Origin of the sequence: Gilliamella sp. CG13 (assembly GCF_046635805.1) — a bacterium.
Taxonomy (GTDB): domain Bacteria; phylum Pseudomonadota; class Gammaproteobacteria; order Enterobacterales; family Orbaceae; genus Gilliamella; species Gilliamella apicola_I.
The window spans coordinates 233988-254608 of sequence record NZ_JBIDFM010000003.1; the positions used below are offsets into that span (position 1 = coordinate 233988).

Genomic DNA, 20621 nt, shown 5'->3' on the forward strand with positions numbered 1-20621 from the left:
GATATAGGAAAGACGTACGCATTAAGCATTAGTCAAGATTTAACGCATTTTGCAATGTGTTAAGACTAGGATAATGTGTTCTTTCATAACTCATAGGCGTGATTGCAATGTAGCCACTGTTTGCTATATCCAGTTCTTTGTCTTCATGGCAAGCGGTTTGATTTCGTTTAGCTCTGAACCAAAAATAGTCATGTCCTTCTGGGTCTTTAGTCGGGGTGAGTATCAGTTCGCTTACATCCGGTTCCCCTTGTTTGGTGAGTTTATATCCTTTTATTTGATCAGCATTACAATCTGGAAAATTGACATTAAAACAGATGTTTTTAGGCATTGATAACCCATGCAATTTTCGAATGACGTTTTCAGCATGGTGAATGGCACAATGCCAATTTGTCGGTTGATTATCTTCACTGCTCACTTGGCTTAATGCCATTGCCGGTACGCCAAGGGTCATCGCCATCATGGCCGCCCCAACGGTACCCGATAAAATCGTTTCAAAGCCAACATTAGACCCATTATTAATACCGGATAAGACTAAATCAGGTAATTGGTCTGTCATTAGATGTTTCAATGCAAATAACATGCAATCTGCTGGCGTACCATAAACGGCGTATTCGGTATGAGAACGTTTAGAGACTCTGAATGGGGCTTTTAAACTAACGGAACAAGACACGCCACTTTGATCTATAATTGGCGCTACTACCCAAACTTCATGAGCCAGTTTTTCCGCCACTTTTTTTAATATTTTGATACCTTGGGCATCGATGCCGTCATCATTCACTAATAAAATACGATTCACTAATTTGACATCCATTTTGTTTCCTTATGTTGTTCGTTACTCAGTAAAAGTGTCACATTGTTCAATTGAACCACTATCAAACCCTTTTTTAAACCAAGCGTAACGTTGTTTCGACGTGCCATGTGTAAAACTATCGGGTACTACATAGCCATCACGTTGTCGTTGTAGGCGATCATCACCAATGGCTTCGGTTGTGTTCAGTGCTTGCTCGATATCACCAACTTCAAGTAAGTTCTGTTTTTGAACTGCATTTCCCCATAACCCTGCATAGCAATCGGCTTGCAATTCTAATCTTACTGATAATTGATTATCGCTAACATCGGAATATTGTTTAAATTGTTTTAGTTGATTAAATGTGCCGAGTAAATTTTGCACATGGTGACCGATTTCATGGGCAATGACATAACCTTGCGCAAAATCACCGCCACCGCCTAGTCGCTGTTTCATCTCTTGATAGAAAGAAGTGTCCAAATAAACCGTTTTATCAATACTGCAATAAAACGGCCCCATAAAGGTTTGACCGGTACCGCAAGAGGTTTGCGTTGAGCCTGTATAAAGAACTAATTTGGGTGGGATATAAGTTTTGCCGAGACGTTTAAATTCCTGGCTCCAATAATCTTCGGTGCTGGCTAAAATGACCGACGTAAATTTCGCTGCTTGCGGATCATCAATCGCATACTCAGCGCTGTTTTGTGGAGTGCTGTTAAGATCAATAACATCAGAATTGAGTAAACCCGTTAAATCAACGCCATAATAGCCGGCGATTAAAACAACAATGAATAGAACAACTCTACCTTTACCACCAATAGGAATTCGCGTTCCTAATTCACTTCCTGATTGTGAGCGGCGATCTTCAATATTATCACTCTCTCTTTGGTCTCTCCAGCGCATAGGAATTACCTCATCAGTTTTAGTAACGTCATTTTAAAGGATTATTTCATGGGATACTAGGTAAAGTTAAATTTGTCACACCCTGAACGATTTAGAAAAGGGTAAAACAGCTTTTCTTAAAAAAATTTAACCAGAATTGTGTCGAATATATTGACATGAAAGTTTCAACTATCAGACTGGTTGTAATTTTACAACCTGATCTTATGTTGCTATAATCAAAGCCTATTTTTTGTCAAACTAAACGTAATTATCAAACTTAATTGATTGATAGTAATAACGATAAATCGTTTAATTCTTTTTCTGTTCCTTGTATATCTTCAAAATTTAAGTAATCAATAAACCATTTGTTGTCACTAAAGCACTATAGCAAGTCTTTATCAAAATTGTATTCAACTTATTCCATAATTTGCATGAAAATAGGCGGTTTTTTATGAAGAAGGCAAAAAAGTCAATTACAAAACCTTTGAATATTAATGATATTACCATTATTGATGATAGTAAGCTTAAAAAAGCCATTACGGCTGCTGCACTCGGTAATGCGATGGAGTGGTTTGATTTTGGTGTTTATGGTTTTTTAGCCTATATATTAGGGCAGGTGTTCTTTTCAAATGCATCGCCCAGTGTTCAAGTTGTCGCTGCGTTAGCCACTTTTTCAGTCCCTTTTTTAGTGCGTCCATTGGGCGGTGTGGTGTTTGGTTTATTAGGTGACAAATTAGGACGGCAAAAGGTGCTGTCTATGACAATTGTGATTATGTCGTTAAGTACCTTTTGTATTGGCTTAATTCCTTCTTATGCAACTATTGGGATTACCGCACCAATCTTATTGTTACTGGCAAAATTAGCACAAGGATTTTCAATTGGTGGTGAATATTCTGGAGCGGCAACCTTTGTGGCTGAATATTCGCCTGATCGTAAACGAGGATTTATGGGGAGTTGGCTGGATTTTGGGTCAATTGCAGGCTTTTTAATTGGGGCAGGGTTGGTTGTCATTTTATCTACTTTATTAGGTGATGCCAAATTTCGAGATTGGGGATGGCGTATCCCGTTCTTTTTTGCGTTACCTTTAGGGGTAATTGGTCTGTATTTGCGTCATGCGCTTGAGGAAACGCCCACTTTTCAGCAACAATCTGAATCTAATGAACAACGGTCTGAAAAACCATCTAAAATTACGTTAAAACAGATTTTAAGCCAATATTGGAAGAGTTTTATGGTCTGCGTGGGCTTAGTGATCGTGACCAATGTTACCTATTATATGTTGCTGACGTATATGCCAAGTTATTTATCGCACGATTTAAATTATCATTCCGATCATGGTGTATTACTGATTATTGCGATAATGATTGGTATGCTATTTGTTCAACCTATGATTGGCTTAATAAGTGATAAAATTGGGCGAAAACCCTTTATTATTGGCGGTAGTGTGGGGTTACTTATTCTTGCTTATCCGGCCTTTATGATGATTAATAGTGATAATATTGGTTTAATCTTTTTGGGATTACTAATACTTGCCATACTACTTAATTGCTTTACAGGTGTGATGGCATCTATTTTACCCGCTATTTTTCCTACCAATATCCGGTTTAGTGCGTTAGCTATCGCTTTTAATATCTCGGTATTAATTGCCGGGGCAACCCCAACAGTGGCAGCTTGGCTTGTCGAAGAAACCAATAACTTATATATGCCTGCATACTATTTGATGGTTGTAGCAATTGTTGGATTAGTCACTGGTTTAAAAATGCGAGAAACCGCAAATCAACCATTAAGAGGCGCCACACCAGCCGCTTCAAATCGTCGAGAAGCAAAAGAAATTTTATCGGATCATTTTGATTCAATTGAACAAAAAGTTGAAGATATTGACGAACAAATCGAGAATCTGCAAGAACAGCGTCAAGATTTAGTGGATCAGCATCCTAAGTTAGATTAACGATGATAAACATTCGGATGTCAATTAGACTTTTTGAATAAATGGTTTTGCTAATATTGAACACGCTCAAATCAAGAGGGGATAATATAATCTTCTCTTGATTCTCTCATCCCTCCAAAAAATTGAACATTGTTGTTGACGATTTAACAAGTGGTAAATGTTAAGGTCCCATTGCCAAGTATTGTAAGTGTTTATTTGCTTTGGGTTTGGTGGATACTTGCCGATTTTGGTCGTTCAATTCTCTTACTGAAAAGTTTATTAAAAAGGAATTGTCATGATTGGATTGTAAACCCAAAAAATTTAACAGAATTTGATTTAAACCTATAAGGTTGAGTGAGGCTCTCTTTAAATTCACATATACTTTTTAAATAAATAATAAGCCATACCGCCTAATAGTATGGTGATTGCATAGAGCTTCCATAGACTTTGCCAGATGATTGAAAAATCGACGTTTTTTAAATAAATCTGTTTAGTCAATTCGATAAAGTGACGCACTGGATTGATTTCAGTTAAATACTGTAAGCAGAGTGGCATGTTTTCGATTGGCGCAATAAAACCAGATAGTAAAATAGCCGGCACCATAAAGGTAATAATACCGATAAAGGCTTGTTGTTGAGTTGAGCAAAGTGCTGATATAAATAATCCAAATCCCACTAAAGAGAGTCCGTAACTCATCATACAGACATAGTACCAAATAAACGATCCTTGAAACGGGATTTGATATATAAAAATACTGGCAATAAGTACTATTGTTCCTTGTAATGTTGCCACAATGATTGCCGGTATCGCTTTACCAACAAAAATTTGCCATGTCATTAAAGGTGAAATACGTAGTTGGTCAAGCGTGCCTTGTTCACGTTCTCTCGCTACTGATAACGAGGTTACGATCATAACGCCAATGGTGGTAATAAGTGCAACCAGCGAAGGTAAGATAAAATGTTTATAGTCTAAATTACTGTTATAACGGTGACGAACGATTAATCCTCCCTTATCTTGATTCATATTTTGTTGCTGATATTGCATAATAATTTGTTGAATATAGTTAGCGGCAATTTGGGCACTATTTGATTTACGACCGTCTAAAATTATTTGGATTTGTGGCGATTGTCCATTCAGTAACTTGCGAGAAAAATCAGCAGGAAATTGTACAACCACCAAGGCTTTTTGATGATTAATCGTGTCAGTAATGGCTTGCTGTGAATCTAATATCAATACGTTTGAAAAACTGCTGGCATGGGCTAGCCGATCGATTAACTCCGTCGTCGGTTCATCAATCGTGGGGCGATAAACGGCAATGGTCGCATTATTGACATTTAAGGTTGCAGCAAAGGGGAAAATAAAAATTTGTAGCAATACTGGCACGATTAAGATAATGCGTGTCTGTTTGTCTTGCCAAAGTAGGGCTAACTCCTTTTTGATTAGAGTTAATGTGCGGTAAAAGGCGATAGTGTTGAAAAATTTTAACATAGTATTACTCCTTTACCTTAATCTAATTGCATCCGGGTTTTTTTGAAAATCACCACAAATAACAGCAATAAACACATCAGTAAAAAGCCTGCATTAATTAGCATGACTGAAAAAATATCGCCCGCTAAAAAGAGGGTTTGTAAAATATTGACGTAGTAACGTGCAGGAATGATATAGGTAACCAGTTGAATGATAGCGGGCATGCTATTGATTTCAAATACAAAACCTGACAGCATGACCGCAGGTAAATAGGCCGCGTTTAACGCTATCATTGCGGCATTAAATTGATTCCGCGTAAGGGTGGATATTAATAAGCCAAGTTGCAAAATCACCAATAAAAATAGACTGCTGAGTAGTAATAATAGCGTGAATGAACCACGAAAAGGGACATGCATAATGCCTACAGTGACAATAAAACAGATAATTAAGGCTATTAAACCGATTAAGTAATAAGGAATCAATTTAGATAATAAGAACTCCAACTTGGTCATCGGGGTAGAGAGCAATGCTTCCATTGTGCCACGTTCCCATTCTCGAGCAACGACTAACGACGTCAATATCGAGCCAATTATCGTCATAATAATGGTTATTGCACCGGGCAAAATAAAATTTTTGCTGATTGCTGCGGAGTTAAACCAAACGTGCGAAGTCATGTCAATCATTGGTTGACTATTCATTAATTGCTGTTGACTGCGCTGCTGTAACCAGATTTGCCACACACCGGTTAAATAGCCTTGTACAAAATTAGCGGTATTCGGTTCACTTCCGTCGGTAATTAACTGAATGGCTGCCTGCCTATTTTGCACTTGTTGAGCAAAATTAACTGGAATGATAAGCATATCTCGAATTTCGCCAGCATTTAATTTTGCCGATAATGCTGAACGATTATCCAGATATATGGGTTCAATATAGGGGGAACCATTTAACACTTGGACAAAATCATGGGCAGGTTGACTTTTTTGTTCAACTAATACCCCAACACGGATTTTATTGGAATCTAAACTGATACCATAGCCAAATAAGAAGAGTAATATTAATGGAATAATAATTGACATGATCCAACTGCTCGGGTCATGGATAATCTGTTTCATCTCTTTTTTACACAATGTTAATGTTCGAGAGAGTGAAAATATCATGTTGTTGCCCCTGAGTTAGCGTCGTTCACCAATTTAATAAAGGCTTGCTCCATGGTGGCGTTGCATGCGACCGATTGCTTAAGTTGGTTGGGGGAGCCTAAAGCAATTAACTTGCCACCATTAATTAATGCAATACGATCACAATATTCGGCTTCGTCCATAAAGTGGGTGGTGACCATGACCGTAACCCCTTTTTCGACTAAACTGTTGATATGGATCCAGAACTCACGACGAGTGATAGGATCGACGCCAGATGTCGGTTCATCAAGAAATACAATATCGGGTTTATGCATCAACGCACAGGCTAAAGCTAATCGTTGTTTGAATCCTAAGGGGAGTGATTCTGGTGTTTTGTCTAAAATCGGCTCAAAATTAAATGCGGTTATCATTTCATTCATGCGCAGTGTTTGTTCACTGCCCATTAAGCCGTAGATGCCTGAAAAGAAGCTTAAATTTTGGCGTACAGTTAATCTGTCATATAAAGAAAAACGTTGTGCCATATAGCCAATGCGTTCACGTACTTTAGTTGCACTTTTTTTGAGATCAAATCCCAATACTAACGCTTGCCCATCACTAATCGGTAATAAACCACACATCATTTTAAATGTTGTCGATTTACCTGCGCCATTGGGCCCTAATAAACCAAATATTTCACCACGCTTTATGGCAAAATTAACATGATCCGTTGCAATAAAATTACCAAAAGTTCGGGTAAGATCTTTTGCTTCTATGACAATATCGTTTGGCAGACTGGCAACCTGCGGCATAATTTTAGTTAATATTGATTCTTTTTGAGTTATTCCGCCTAATCGGTCAATAAACGCATCTTCAAACCGTCCTAAGGTAGGTTGATAAGTGATGTTAGTTGTCCCAAGTTTTGCTATGACTTGTTCAATGGCGTGATTCGGCTTGAGTATTAAGCGAATACGATCACCTTCGATCACACCGTCACTGACTTCAGGGAGTTTTAAGGCCGTTTGTAATAACCGACGATGTGAAATTGGCGAAGCGAGCAGGTAAACCCGATCTTTGACACGTTCAGTTAAACATGAGGGTTGACCTTGAAAGAGTAATTCACCTTGATTCATCAGTAAAATTGTTTCACATTGCTCGGCTTCATCAAGATAAGAGGTGCTCCAGATAATTAACATCCCTTCTTTGGCTAGTTGATGAACCATGTGCCAAAGTTCTTGGCGTGAAATAGGATCCACGCCAACACCAGGCTCATCAAGTAATAATATTTGTGGATCGCCAAGCAAAGTACATGCTAACCCCAATTTTTGCTTCATTCCCCCCGATAACTTGCCCGCCAAACGTTGGGTAAATTTAGTTAAATCGGTGAATTTTAGGAGTTTGGCAAAAATTTGTTGACGTTCTTCTTGTTTGATATGTCGCAGATCAGCAAATAAATTAAGGTTTTCAATAACCGTCAAATCCTCGTAAAGACCAAACTTTTGAGGCATATAGCCTAAAATTGCGCGCAATTGATCCCGATCTTCAGTCGGATTATATTGCGCAACATTAATTTGACCTGCACTTGGCGAAAGCAAGCCTGCCAGCATACGCAATAGTGTTGTTTTCCCTGCACCGTCAGGGCCAACCAATCCTGTCACACCCTGTGCAAAAATTGTTGTCGATAAAGGTTTTAGTGCGACAGTGACTTGCTGATTTTTTTGCTTAAACACTTTGGTCACATGAGTGAGTTTAATTTGCTGGCGATTTTGTTTAGTCATAGCGATTATTCTGCAAATTTAATCGTTACCGGCATGCCTTGGCGCAACATATCATTCGCTTGACCGTCACCAGTTTGACGTATTTGAATACGTAAGCGGTAAACTAAATCTGTACGTAATACAGGGGTTTCGACGGTTTTAGGTGTAAATTCGGCCGTAGGCGATACAAAACCAATCTGTCCAATATAGGGTTTATCTGGCTGTGAATCGGTATAAATATAGACAGTTCTACCCGGAATGGCTTGATGTAAATTGATCTCGTCAATATAAGCACGTATCCAGACAGGTCTATCTATAGATATAGCATAAATCGGGGTTCCTGCGGTTAACATTGTGCCTGATTCTACTGCTCGAGTTAAAATGGTGCCGTCGGTTGGTGCATAAAGTTCGGTATCCAATAAGTTAAGTTCCGCTTGGTTTAACTCGGCTTTAGCCGCTTGCACGGTGGCTTGTGCAGCTTCAATTTCTTCTTTTCGGTAACCATTATTAAGTTGATCAAGTTTTTGCTTTGCTGTTTGTAAATTAGCGTTAGCTTGATTACGTAAGGTTAAACTGTTTTCAAGTTGATCTTTAGAAATGGATGATGATTTCATCAATTTGACCATGCGTTGGTAGTTATTTTCAGCATAATCATAACTTGCTTGATACTGTAAAACTTGTGCTGCTGCTTGGGCAACTTCTTCTTTACGATATCCGGTTATCATTAAATCAAGTTGCGCCTGCTTTACCATTAAATTTGCTTTCGCTCTATTTAAAGCGATTTGATAAGGTTTTGCATCCAGTTTAGCCAATAGATCGCCTTGTTTAATCGAATCTCCTTCTTCGTGATTTAATTGTATTAAGCGTCCTGATACACGAAAGCTACTGTTTACCGTTCTGATATCCACATTACCATATAAAATCAGCGATGAAGGACTTTTATACATGAACCAAATCGCCCAAATTACTGCAATAATAATTAATATTAATAGGGCGATAAGCCCTTTTTGTTTCATGGATATTCTCATTTAGTTTACTCGGCAAGATGTTTTAAAAGTTTAGATAAGATTGTTCGTAACTGTTGACGTTCTTCTTGGGTAATAACTTGCCAAGCTTGAACCACTTTTTTTTCCATGGGCGGTATTTCATATTGAAAAAAATTGATGCCTTTTTTGGTTAAAATTAAGCAATGTGAGCGGCGGTCATGCGGATCAGCTTGGCGGGCGACTAAGTCATTTCCCAACAGTGTATCAACAAAACGGGTAACTTGTACGCGAGTAAAATTGGTTAATTCACTGATTTTCGATGGTTTTACCCCTTCAGGGTGAAAGGCGTTAATCACTAATAAAACCGCAAATAATTTATCATCTAATTCATAATGTCGGTAGGTTTGATTCAAATTTTCTAATAGTGCTTCGGTACTAAATTGCAATAAGCGACTTAAAAAAATCTCGTCATAGTTTGAAGAGAGTCCACGAGCTTTAAATTTTTCAATCAGTTTTTCAACGGTTGCTATCGGGATTGCCATCACATCACCTTATTTAGATAGTTTCATTTGAAACTATATCAAATGAAATTACTTTTCACAACCATTAATTTAGTTAACTAGTTTTGTTGTTATCCGTCATCGGTAATAATTTACTATGATATTGGCGACGGTATTCGGTCGGGGTACGTTCAGTTTTTTTTCTGAAGATTCGACAAAAATAGTGACTATCTTTGAAACCTGATGCTAAGGCAATATCTTTGATATTTAAATCATAGTCTCTAAGGCGAGTTTTTGCATATTCCAGACGTACATGGGTAAGATATTCATTCAATCCTATTTTACCTTCTCGCTGGAATAGGTGAGATAGATAATTGGGTGAAATATAGAACATTTTAGCGAGAAAATCTCGGGTAATATCGTCACGAAAATGGCTATCAATATATTTCCGAATTGCCTCAAATAAGCTAGCTGTTTTGGTTGAAGTTTCGACATCAACATTCAGTAAGTCGAAGGTATGACTTAATAAGCTTTGAATAAGATGATAAGCGGTAGGAGCACGCTCGCAAGGCTGATGCTGCCAAGTTAGTTCAGCTAGCGCTTGAATGATAAACGCCCCAATACGTGCTCCTCGCCTAGGTACATTAATTTGATCATAAGATGTCAGTGCTTGACCGTCCCACTGGTTGATAGTCATGCTAATTTGTTGTTTATCATACAGGATGCTTAATGTGGTGAAGGGGGTTGTATAAACGGGCTTGCTCCAACTTTGTGCTGTGATATATAAAAGATCGCCAGGAAATAACGTTTTTTCAATAATGTTTCCCTGATAGTCTGCCCATTGTATGGATTGTTTTCCCTCTATCATGATTTCTATTCTGGGTAAACTGACTTGATCAGCAAGTAATGGTGCTGATTGAGCATAATTAGCAAAATATATCTGATTCGTTTGTTGATGATTAAGGCATTTTGCTAACACTTCATTGATCGTTATCGCCATATCGCTATCTTCATAAAATAATATCGTAGATAAATCTAGTTATGTATCGTAATCATGATTATATACTGCCAAATAGTATTTTAAAGTATCAAGTAAATCGTTAATTTTATCAATATGTTATTCTTAAAATGTTTTTAGTGTGATCTCACTCACATTTTCTTATCAAGCGTACAAATATCCAGTAAATCGCAGGATTGTCATCTAGGCTATCGGTTACAGATTACTTAGTATGGTACCAATACAGTGATTAATGATTTGAACATTCAGCAGGAGTTAACCATGGAGTTATATTTAGATACCGCCGATATTGAAGCCATTAAACGTCTAGCCCCCATTTTACCGATTAAAGGCGTCACAACCAATCCAAGCATTGTGGCAAAATCCGGTCAATCACTCTTTACCTTATTATCGACACTGCATGATTTATTAGGCGCCGATAAATTACTGTTTGCACAGGTACTTTCAAGCGATGCATCATCCATGATAAAAGAGGCAGAACAACTAAGAAGAGTTGTACCCAATATTGTCACTAAGATTCCTGTTAATGCAGAAGGACTGAAAGCGATTAGAGCTTTAACACAACAAGGAATCCCTACTTTAGGCACTGCTGTTTATGGCGCAGGGCAGGGATTATTAGGTGCGCTAGCCGGGGCTAAATATATTGCGCCTTATGTCAATCGAATTGATGCCCAAGGTGGCAACAGTAAAGATACCGTGCAAGAGTTACAAAAACTGTTAGCGTTACATTGTCCTCAAACCATGGTATTGGCGGCAAGTTTTCGCACACCTAGGCAAGCATTAGATTGTCTGTTAGCCGGATGTGAATCTATTACCTTACCGGTGGATGTAGCTGAACTATTTATCTCCGATCCAGCTGTAGATGCAGCGATAGTAAAATTTGAACAAGATTGGCGTAATGCGTTTGGTTCACTGACTTATTAATTTAAACTGTCATCATCTGTTATCACATTCCGCCTAATTGGGTGGAGTGTGTTTGTCTGTGTTTCTGAGCAATAATTGAAAAGATAGCCTAAAAATTTAAGTTTTGCTGTATGATAGTTAAAAATGAAATATTAGGTTAGCCATATGACAGGAAAAAAACAAACATCTATTGTTAATGCACTTTTAACGGTATTGAGAATTGAAAGGTTATCGCATAGTTTTATTCGAATTAACTTTAGTTGTGATAAACAGCTGACGGTTAATCCTTTATGGATTTGTCCTCATTTAAAATTATTGTTTGCTGATCCTTCAACGGGAACGATAATTTTTCCACAATTAGACGACAATAATAAAATTCTAATAAATGACAAGATTCGTCAATTGGCTCGCAGTTACAGTATTCGTCATTATGATGAAACGACACAGCAATTAACGATTGATTTTGCCATTCATCAAGAGGGATTAGCTTCGGTTTGGGCTCAGCAGGCTAAAGTCAATGATCAGATAGGTTTAGTCGGCACAGCGGCAAAACTTATGTTTAATCAGCAAAGTTTGGTGTTGATTGGTGATATAACAGCTGTACCTGCCATTTGTTATACGCTTGAACACCTACCTAACAATGTTAATGTTCAAGCGTTTATCGAAGTCAATCACCCAACAGATATTATGGCTTTACCGAATAGTGCGAATGCTCATGTTAACTGGCTGATACAAGATGTTAATCAGCCAAATCAACTTGTTGAAACAATAAAAAAAGCGAATATTGTCCATAGTGATAATTTACTTATTTGGGGTGGAATGGAACGGGATTTAGCCCAGCAAATTCGACATACGCTTAAAGATAATTATCCTCATTTACCCCCCGATGTATTTCATATTATTAGTTATTGGCGACAAGGTTTTGCTGAAGGGGAGTTTAAACATCGTGAATAGTAACGTGTAATTAAGATGAACATTCTGGCTCATTTACATCTTGCCACTTTAGCTAATAGCTCCTTAATTGGCAATAGTGTGGCTGATTTTGTTAAAGGGGATCCTAATCTTGTTTATCCGCAAACGATAGCCGACGGTATCATGTTACATCGTAAAATTGATAGCATGGTCGATGGTTTAACAGAAGTGAAACAAGCCAAAACACACTTTATCAAACCGCATCAACGTGTCGCACCGATTGCACTTGATATTGTATGGGATCATTTTTTATCTAAACATTGGACTGATTATGGCATGGGGAAATCAGTGTCTGAATTTGACCAATACACCAGACAACAAATTCAGCCCTTTATTCATCTCTATCCTGAACATTATCAGCATTTTATGCAGTCAATGTGGCAAGGCAAATGGTTAGAAAATTACGCAAATCTTGAATTTGTTGGAAAAGTGCTTAATGGTATGGCCACTCGACGACCAAAGCTATGGTTATTAAAAGAGACTATTTATGATATTAAGCAGCACTACAAAGAATTCGAAGCGCTGTTTTTTATTTTGTATCCTAAAATGTGTCGTTTAATAATAGCTGATCCTATTTAGTTATCATCACCGCTAGGACTACCTGTTATTAATGTAAAATTAGACTTAACAAATGTGAATTAATAACTTGGATGTGTCCTAAGCGGATTGCTAATTACCGTAGATACTAATTGGGTAATATAATTTTCCCGTTTTCAGTCGTGATTAAATCCTTTTGGTTTGGTGTTTGCGAAATAGGGACAAGCGTATTTTCGGTCAATTGTGGAGCAAAACCTATTTTACCACCTCTGGCTTTTGCACGAACAACTTGGCTTTCAGGTAAAGAGGCATGATTCGTTAAATGAAACCATAACCATTCCATGGCATCTTCCCCATAATAATCAATTGGTAAGAGCGTATTATCAAATGGATAAGTACCATCCAAGTAGCTGGTGTTTTCAATCTCATAATAGCGCAGTTGCGAGGCGTTACCTTCTACTTGGCTATTTAATGCGACATAAGCACGTGCAGTATAATCAGGTAGCTGTTTAACGTTATGACGAGCATGAACGATAAGGGTTTTTGTGCCATGTAAATTTGCTGATGCACTCACTTGATTAATGCCAAATTTAACACGAGGATGCGTTAATTTTTTATATAAACATATGGCGCCCTTAGCATTATAGTCAATGGCTTTTTTGTTATCTGAACCCGAAAAGAAATCGCTTCTTGGTGAATAGGCATCTTCATTATTAACCAGTGCTAAAGCCGTTGAATCATCCGTTAACCATATCGGTAAATGACCCGTTGCAAAAGACCATAGCTGTTGAAATGTCACTTCGTGTAAACTAGCAACTTTACCTTGATAATTTATCGGATTTTGTTGCGTACTTGCGACCGAGTAACCACACATTCTATCGGTGACATCAAAATGACCATAGGCACTGATATATTGATAAGGCAATCCAATTGTTTCTTTATAATAAAAATAAGGGAGTTGGATATCCATTGATGGCGTCCAACCATAGCTATGTAATTTTTCAAGTGCTTCTTCAGGGGTACCTTTTGTTAATAAGTTTTCTTTTTTTAGCGCATCACATCGGTTTTGCGAATAAAGGTATTTGTCGGCAAACGGAATAGTGATCGTTTTGTGCTTAGCTACAATTGCAGGTATAGCACAAGGAATATACAGGGACGCATAACTACTGTAATCAGCAATTGATTTATAATCGATTTTTTGAGGAGCACTTTTATTATATTGAATGGAAACGGTGCTATTTTCAACATTGGGTTGAATTTGTGGATTAACCGCAACGATACCTTTAATGACATTGTCAGTATCAAGTTCACCTGCTTTTAATGCTGCACCGCCACCATCACTTTCACCATAAACTAAAACTATTGTGTTATCCTTATTAAAATGAAACTTAGAATCAGAAGGGAATTGTGTATTAAGGGCATAAAAAGCAAATTCAATGGATTTTAATACAAATTCGCCCCATCTTTCTTCAGAATTTAATCGTGAATGGAGTTGTTTTATTGCATAGCGATTTGGATATTTTTTAATAAATCTATCTCTATTGAAAATAGTGGGTTCGAACAATAAATTAGTAGATTGAGTTTGCCCATTTATGGCATAACCACGCTTATGCTCAATATCATAAATACCATTGCCTAAACCTTTATCATTATAAACAACCGCACAATTGTGCCGAAGTCCCCATAAACCACGAATTTGCACATCTTTTGCATTATATAACCCGTCTGAATCCGTCGCAGGCACTGCAACAATACATGGTTTATTTTTATCAAAATCAAGCGGGATTTGCAGTAACATGCCCACCTTTTCTTGTTCTAATTTTAGTGTAGCTAAAATTTCAAATCCCGGAATTTTGCCATCAAAAAGGGGACTTAATTCCTGGCGTCTAAATCCAAATAAGGAGCCTTCACCATTATTGATATTGATAAAACGATTGAGTTTTGCTTGCCGTAGCTCTTGAATGGTTGGCTGAGTCGGATCACTGAAATGTGGGGTATAAATTGACGTGGATAAGGTAGTAAATCCTAAACCTGCCGTAACGAGGTCATCACTGTCACCATCGTAATAAACGGCTTCTTCGGTAAGTAGCCAGTCGGGAGCTGAGATTGAGTAATTTTGAGAAGAATCGGTCTGAATATCTTGTTGAGCGTGCAAGGAAATTGGAATAAGTGTGGAGCTAAAAATTAATAATGATAATAATGTTTTAACGTGAAAGTTGTGCAATTGCATTTCAAATATTCCTTTTTGATAGTCAGACTGTTAAATAGTTGCGTATCATTCATGGCGATCAAAAACATTAACAATCCTGTTAATGTTAGTTTTTGAATGACAAATTCATTATAAATTATTTTCTAATTTTTGGTATGATTTAGATTGGATAGGTTCCAAAATGCCGCGATAATTTTTTCGGATAATCGCCTTTTTTGGACACACATTCCTATGTCAAAAGGTTGCATTAAGTTGGTTGACCATTCAGTAATACGCTCTCTTATTCTTTCGGGACTGTTTTCCATCACAACTTTCGGTAATAGGGCAACACCACAACCTAATGCCACCATTGAGACAATGGCTTCATGTCCGGCAACGGTGGCATAAATTTTAGGGCTGGTAATTTTCTGTTGCTTAAACCAAAGATCAATACGTTGTCGGCTTGGGCCATGCTCAGGTAAAATGAAAGGGATATTATGCCAATCGGGCTTTTTTTGATGAAGTTTATCACTAAAGGTGCTATTAAGTTTGGGTATTAACAAAACCATTTCAATTTCACCAAATTTTAAAAATTCAACACCAGCAGGCAATTGTTTCGGTTTGCCTGCGATAGCGAGATCCGCCTCGTTAGACTGGACTTTTTCAACGGCATCTGCCGCATCGCCAGTTGATAATTTGATTTCAATCAGTGGGTAATGTATACGAAACTGGTCTAAAATGTCGGGTAAATGGCTGTAAGCGGCTGTCACTGAACAAAAAAGTCTTAATTCACCAATGAGCTGTTGATTGGATAATTCTAACTCTTGTTTTAATTGCTGATGTTGACTAATAACTTGGAGTGCAAAACGTTTGACCTTTTCGCCAACTTGGGTGATTTGAACTTGCCGATTATCACGTATAAAAAGCGGATGACCAAAATAGTCTTCCATGCGTTGGATTTGCCGTGATAAAGTCGATGGGCTAACATGCATAGCATTAGCTGTCATGCCAAAATGACACGTCTCACATAAATGTAAAAATAATTTCAAATCACGAATATTCATAGAAAGTTCCGTTTTGATAAAACTTTTGCGTAGTTCAGCGCTATTTTATACTGTAAATGTACAAATTGGCTAGGCTAGTGAAGATATTATGCAGAGATAATTAAATAAGGGAAATCACAGGTAATACATTCATGGCAATGCATAGCGATACCTGTTAAAATGCTCGATTATTTTTGTACAGGTTAATGAACGTTAATTTTATGACAGAACAAGCTTATTTAGACGAAGTTAATGCTCGTCGCACTTTTGCTATCATTTCGCACCCCGATGCCGGTAAAACCACGATTACCGAAAAGGTTTTGTTATTCGGTCACGCAATTCAAACTGCCGGAACGGTAAAAGGGCGGGGAGCCAATGCTCAACATGCAAAATCTGACTGGATGGAAATGGAAAAACAACGTGGTATTTCTATCACAACTTCTGTGATGCAATTTCCATATAACGATTGTTTAGTCAATTTACTTGATACCCCCGGGCATGAAGACTTTTCGGAAGATACCTATCGCACATTGACAGCAGTGGATAGCTGTTTAATGGTCATTGATGCGGCTAAAGGGGTGGAAGATCGTACTCGTAAATTAATGGAAGTGACACGGTTACGTAATACCCCAATTTTAACCTTTATGAATAAGTTAGACCGTGATATTCGTGATCCAATGGAGCTGCTTGACGAAGTTGAAAACGAGCTTAATATCCTATGTGCACCGATCACTTGGCCGATTGGTTGTGGTAAGTTATTTAAAGGCGTGTATCATCTGAAAAAAGATGAAACCTATCTTTATCAATCAGGTAAAGGCCACACTATTCAGGATGTACGTATTATTAAAGGGTTAAATAATCCGGAATTAGATACAGCGGTGGGCGAGGATTTAGCTCTGCAATTGCGGGAAGAGCTGGAACTGGTTCAAGGTGCATCAAATGAGTTTGATTTGGATGCTTTTTTATCTGGTGATTTAACCCCTGTCTTTTTTGGTACAGCGTTAGGTAATTTTGGTGTCGATCATATGCTTGATGGCTTAACTGCTTGGGCGCCAACGCCACAACCTCGTCAGACTGACAAACGTGAAGTCAAATCATCAGAAGAAAAATTTAGTGGCTTTGTCTTTAAAATTCAAGCTAATATGGATCCAAAACATCGTGACCGAGTTGCTTTTATGCGTATCGTGTCAGGGAAGTATGAAAAGGGCATGAAGTTACGCCATGTGAGGATTGCCAAAGATGTGAATATTTCTGATGCCTTGACATTTATGGCAGGTGATCGTGAACATGTCGAAGAAGCTTATGCAGGCGATATTATTGGATTGCACAATCATGGTACGATTCAAATCGGTGATACGTTTACGCAGGGGGAAGATTTCAAATTTGTTGGTATCCCTAATTTTGCGCCTGAATTGTTCCGACGGATACGATTAAAAGATCCGCTTAAACAAAAACAGCTATTAAAAGGATTGGTGCAGTTGTCAGAAGAGGGGGCTGTACAGGTATTTAGACCCTTATCCAACAATGATTTGATTGTCGGAGCGGTCGGTGTTCTGCAATTTGATGTTGTGGTTGCGCGCTTAAAATCGGAATACAATGTAGAAGCCATTTATGAACCGGTGAACGTCACAACCGCCCGTTGGGTAGAATGTAGTGATGTGAAAAAATTGGAAGAATTTAAACGTAAATGTGAACAAAATTTAGCGCTGGATGGTGGCGATAATCTTTCTTACATTGCACCAAGTATGGTGAATTTGAATTTAACACAGGAACGTTATCCGGATGTTGAATTTAGAAAAACACGTGAGCATTAATGTAAACTTCATTTATCCGTTTTTGGTATAACCGATAATGCCAATTAAGAAGAGCTAGGTGACTAGCTCTTATTTAATCTTCTTCAACATCAAGCCCATTAATAGCAAAACCATCGAAAGAACTCCAGTTTGAAAATACTTCAGTCAAGGCATTAATCATGCCAAATAGTTCATCTTCTTTACCTTCAAAGCTAATTTCTGTGAAGTCCACTATATGATCAGTTGAATTAACATCAGAATTCTCATCATTTGACCCTTCTTCGATTTCACTATTCGTTTGGTCATAGGAGTAATATTTTTCGAATTCTTCACTGAGTATACCATTTTCAAGGGCAATGACGATTTTATGAAGATTTTCATCTCCCCATGATAACCATTTAGCACTGATATCATAAATCAGTTCATAATCAGTACGATAAACCATAATAATATATTTTAAGGAATAAGGTTCAATATACTGGATAATTTGCTTGCTTTGATTAATATCTTTTAACCAAAATGGGACTACAATCTCAATTTTTCCTCCCCAACTTTCACTCAATTTTTTTATCGCTTGCGCCCATTGTTGCCAAATCAGATCTTTATTTTGGTCATAATCACTTAATAAATAGGGTTCTATATCATATTGAATTCCAGCAAGACAAGGTTTATTTATACGTCGCTGACAGAATTGCTTAATTATCTGATTACGTTCAATCGCATTTTGTAAACCACTTTCAAGTATCATTTCTGCTGCTCCTTCAACAGCAATGATCTCAATACCATTTTGAAATGCAATGTCTAAAAGATTTATTAGCTGTTCTTCATATTCAATTTGCTGGTTTTCAATAAATAATTGTAAATAAATCTGATTGATCCCTTTTGATTTTATCTTTGTGATAAATTGGTTAGGTGAATTATTCCATGTGGTTGCTTTCCAATTCCACATAGCAAGATTGCGGTTTTTTTCCGTATAAGTTAAGTTATTAACCAGTGTATTTGAATGTGTTGATTGTTCAATGTCCAGTTTTGGAACATTTGAACTATCTGGTTGAGCGGATGGATCAAGTGATAAGGGTTGATTTTGATCAATCATAATTGGAACCGGATCACTCATTGCTATCTGCTCAATAATTTGCGTCGTATTTACCACGGCGCTTAAAACCGAATCGCTATTAGGATTCGACAAATCATGTTGCAATGCCGTATTGTATTGGCTCGTTTCGGTGTTTTTAAGGTTGTTCAACATCGAAACATTACCCGCAAAAGCCGCAGGCATGACAGTAATTAGAATAAATAGTACATTGCTTGATAGTCGTTTAATGTTATTTATCAAATTTAACTCTCTCCATTTTTCCCCAAGATAATTTACCTTTTTTCAAACGGAAGAAACCTTTAAATTTCCAATATAAACAGATTTGTCGATAGCCAAAATTATCAATTAGCGAAATAAAAAGTAGTGATACAAAATATCTGATTTTATCTAATCCTCTTAACAAAAGGCCGTCAATGGCAATGGCAGTCGAGGTGATTAAAATATTGTAACTAATAACAAGTAAAAAATAGGATAAAATTAAATTACCATCAACTACATCAAAATAACAAAAAAGGGGTAATAATACATAACCTAATAATTCAGCAATCGGCCCTAAAATATCGGTTAAAATCGAAAAGGGTAAAAGAATAAAACTTAATCTTTTATATTTTAACTTAAAAGTAAACTCCCGAAAATGCAAATAAGTTTGCAATGCACCGATATGCCAACGTATTCGTTGATTCTTTAATACTTTCCATTTTTCGGGTACTTGAGTCCAGCATACCGCAGTTGGGACATATTCTATTTTATAATTGGCTTTGGTATCATAGATTAGTTTATGTAATTTTACCGTAAAGTCAAAATCTTCACCAACCGAGTCAGCCGAAAATCCACCAATTTTTATGGCTAAATCTCGACGGAACAAGCCAAATGCGCCTGATATAATCGGTAATATTTTAATATGATTCCAGGCCACTTTAGCCATTAAAAATGAACGCATATATTCCAAAGCTTGTAATTGAACAATGTACTTTCGTGATAGTTTTATTTTTGTTACCACCCCTTTATTAATCAAACAACTGTTGGCAACTCGAACGGTTCCACCCACGGCAATAGTTTTAGGACTGTAAATAAAAGGAATAACCGCTTTAGTTAGTGCATCGGGTTCTAAAATTGAATCAGCATCAATGAGACAAACGATAGGGGCTTGACTTAAATTGATTGCCGCATTATGTGCATCGGCTTTGCCTCCATTGACTTTATCTATCACGCGAAGACGGCTATCTTTTTGAGAGATATAAACCCCTCTTATTTTGGCATGAGACAGGTGATTTTGTTCCATATTATTTAAATTATGAACGGTTTCTTGTAATCGAAAATGGTCATAAATTAATTGAAAAGTATTGTCGGTTGAGCCATCGTTAATCACAATAATATCAACATTAGGGTATTCCGTTGCGAGCATCGATTCAATACTATCGATAATGGTAACGCTTTCATTATAGGCAGGCATAATAATAGAGATAGCCGGTAAAATACCTTCATTCTTTTTAATATTCTGAATTTTTTTATCGTTATCTCGCGCTTTAATTAGGACATAAACAGAAATGATAAGTTGCAAAAAATAGATGAGCACTTGTAAAAGTCCGACAATCATTATGAGAATAACCAGCACTTCCATGCAAAGCTTGATTGCATAGTATAAATCATTGTTCATAA

The 20621-nt window shown here is 37.3% G+C and carries 17 protein-coding genes; 5 read left to right on the forward strand and 12 right to left on the reverse strand.

The genetic code is table 11. The annotated features are described in order from the left end of the window. Positions 1-28 precede the first annotated feature (28 nt). Entirely contained in the window at positions 29-811 is a 783-nt protein-coding gene (gene surE / locus ACGH6R_RS06550; protein WP_411599213.1) for a 5'/3'-nucleotidase SurE, read from the reverse strand. A 21-nt stretch (positions 812-832) separates the two neighbouring features. Further along, positions 833-1687 carry a neutral zinc metallopeptidase gene (locus ACGH6R_RS06555; RefSeq protein WP_267352218.1) on the reverse strand — a complete coding sequence of 285 codons (855 nt, stop codon included), beginning with the start codon at positions 1685-1687 and terminating at the stop codon, positions 833-835. A 430-nt stretch (positions 1688-2117) separates the two neighbouring features. Here ACGH6R_RS06555 and proP point away from each other — a divergent pair, with 430 nt between their 5' ends. Continuing rightward, positions 2118-3611 carry a glycine betaine/L-proline transporter ProP gene (gene proP, locus ACGH6R_RS06560; protein ID WP_411599214.1) on the forward strand — a complete coding sequence of 498 codons (1494 nt, stop codon included), beginning with the start codon at positions 2118-2120 and terminating at the stop codon, positions 3609-3611. Positions 3612-3962: 351 nt separating this feature from the next. On the opposite strand, the gene ACGH6R_RS06565 is transcribed toward proP, so the two are convergent. The 6 genes from ACGH6R_RS06565 to ACGH6R_RS06590 form a co-directional block, all read right to left on the reverse strand. Continuing rightward, positions 3963-5078, reverse strand: coding sequence for an ABC transporter permease (locus ACGH6R_RS06565; RefSeq protein WP_411599215.1), 1116 nt, complete (start codon positions 5076-5078; stop codon positions 3963-3965). A 17-nt stretch (positions 5079-5095) separates the two neighbouring features. Then, positions 5096-6214: an ABC transporter permease gene (locus ACGH6R_RS06570; RefSeq protein ID WP_411599216.1), complete on the reverse strand. Its 1119-nt coding sequence runs from the start codon at positions 6212-6214 to the stop codon at positions 5096-5098. Further along, a complete protein-coding gene (locus ACGH6R_RS06575) occupies positions 6211-7947 on the reverse strand; it encodes an ATP-binding cassette domain-containing protein (protein ID WP_411599217.1) in 1737 nt (578 codons plus the stop codon). The genes ACGH6R_RS06570 and ACGH6R_RS06575 overlap by 4 nt, the downstream gene beginning before the upstream one ends. A 5-nt stretch (positions 7948-7952) precedes the next feature. Continuing rightward, positions 7953-8942 (reverse strand): secretion protein HlyD, encoded by a 990-nt coding sequence (gene hlyD, locus ACGH6R_RS06580; protein WP_411599218.1) that lies wholly within the window; start codon positions 8940-8942, stop codon positions 7953-7955. Between the two features lie 17 nt (positions 8943-8959). Further along, positions 8960-9454: a MarR family winged helix-turn-helix transcriptional regulator gene (locus ACGH6R_RS06585; RefSeq protein WP_411599219.1), complete on the reverse strand. Its 495-nt coding sequence runs from the start codon at positions 9452-9454 to the stop codon at positions 8960-8962. Positions 9455-9527: 73 nt separating this feature from the next. Next, a complete protein-coding gene (locus ACGH6R_RS06590) occupies positions 9528-10412 on the reverse strand; it encodes a helix-turn-helix transcriptional regulator (RefSeq protein ID WP_411599220.1) in 885 nt (294 codons plus the stop codon). A gap of 279 nt (positions 10413-10691) precedes the next feature. Between ACGH6R_RS06590 and fsa the strand changes: the two genes are divergently transcribed. From fsa to ACGH6R_RS06605, 3 genes are all read left to right on the forward strand, one after another. Beyond that, complete coding sequence (gene fsa, locus ACGH6R_RS06595) at positions 10692-11354, forward strand: fructose-6-phosphate aldolase (RefSeq protein WP_294827079.1); 663 nt, start codon at positions 10692-10694, stop codon at positions 11352-11354. 144 nt (positions 11355-11498) lie between these two features. Beyond that, positions 11499-12287 carry a siderophore-interacting protein gene (locus tag ACGH6R_RS06600; protein WP_411599221.1) on the forward strand — a complete coding sequence of 263 codons (789 nt, stop codon included), beginning with the start codon at positions 11499-11501 and terminating at the stop codon, positions 12285-12287. A 15-nt stretch (positions 12288-12302) separates the two neighbouring features. Beyond that, on the forward strand, positions 12303-12884 hold the full coding sequence (locus ACGH6R_RS06605; protein ID WP_411599222.1) for an ACP phosphodiesterase: 582 nt from the start codon (positions 12303-12305) through the stop codon (positions 12882-12884). 106 nt (positions 12885-12990) lie between these two features. Here the strand turns inward: ACGH6R_RS06605 and ACGH6R_RS06610 are convergent, their stop codons facing one another. After that, a complete protein-coding gene (locus ACGH6R_RS06610) occupies positions 12991-15072 on the reverse strand; it encodes a 3-hydroxybutyrate oligomer hydrolase family protein (RefSeq protein WP_411599223.1) in 2082 nt (693 codons plus the stop codon). A gap of 122 nt (positions 15073-15194) precedes the next feature. Continuing rightward, a complete protein-coding gene (gene ilvY, locus ACGH6R_RS06615; protein ID WP_267352206.1) occupies positions 15195-16094 on the reverse strand; it encodes an HTH-type transcriptional activator IlvY in 900 nt (299 codons plus the stop codon). 200 nt (positions 16095-16294) lie between these two features. Between ilvY and prfC the strand changes: the two genes are divergently transcribed. Then, a complete protein-coding gene (gene prfC / locus ACGH6R_RS06620; protein WP_267352205.1) occupies positions 16295-17887 on the forward strand; it encodes a peptide chain release factor 3 in 1593 nt (530 codons plus the stop codon). A 73-nt stretch (positions 17888-17960) separates the two neighbouring features. Here the strand turns inward: prfC and ACGH6R_RS06625 are convergent, their stop codons facing one another. Together ACGH6R_RS06625 and ACGH6R_RS06630 are read right to left on the reverse strand one after the other, a co-directional pair. Continuing rightward, positions 17961-19202, reverse strand: coding sequence for a hypothetical protein (locus tag ACGH6R_RS06625; protein ID WP_411599224.1), 1242 nt, complete (start codon positions 19200-19202; stop codon positions 17961-17963). Then, positions 19192-20619 (reverse strand): glycosyltransferase family 2 protein, encoded by a 1428-nt coding sequence (locus ACGH6R_RS06630; protein WP_065557921.1) that lies wholly within the window; start codon positions 20617-20619, stop codon positions 19192-19194. Before ACGH6R_RS06630 ends, ACGH6R_RS06625 begins: the two co-directional genes overlap by 11 nt. Positions 20620-20621 lie beyond the last annotated feature (2 nt).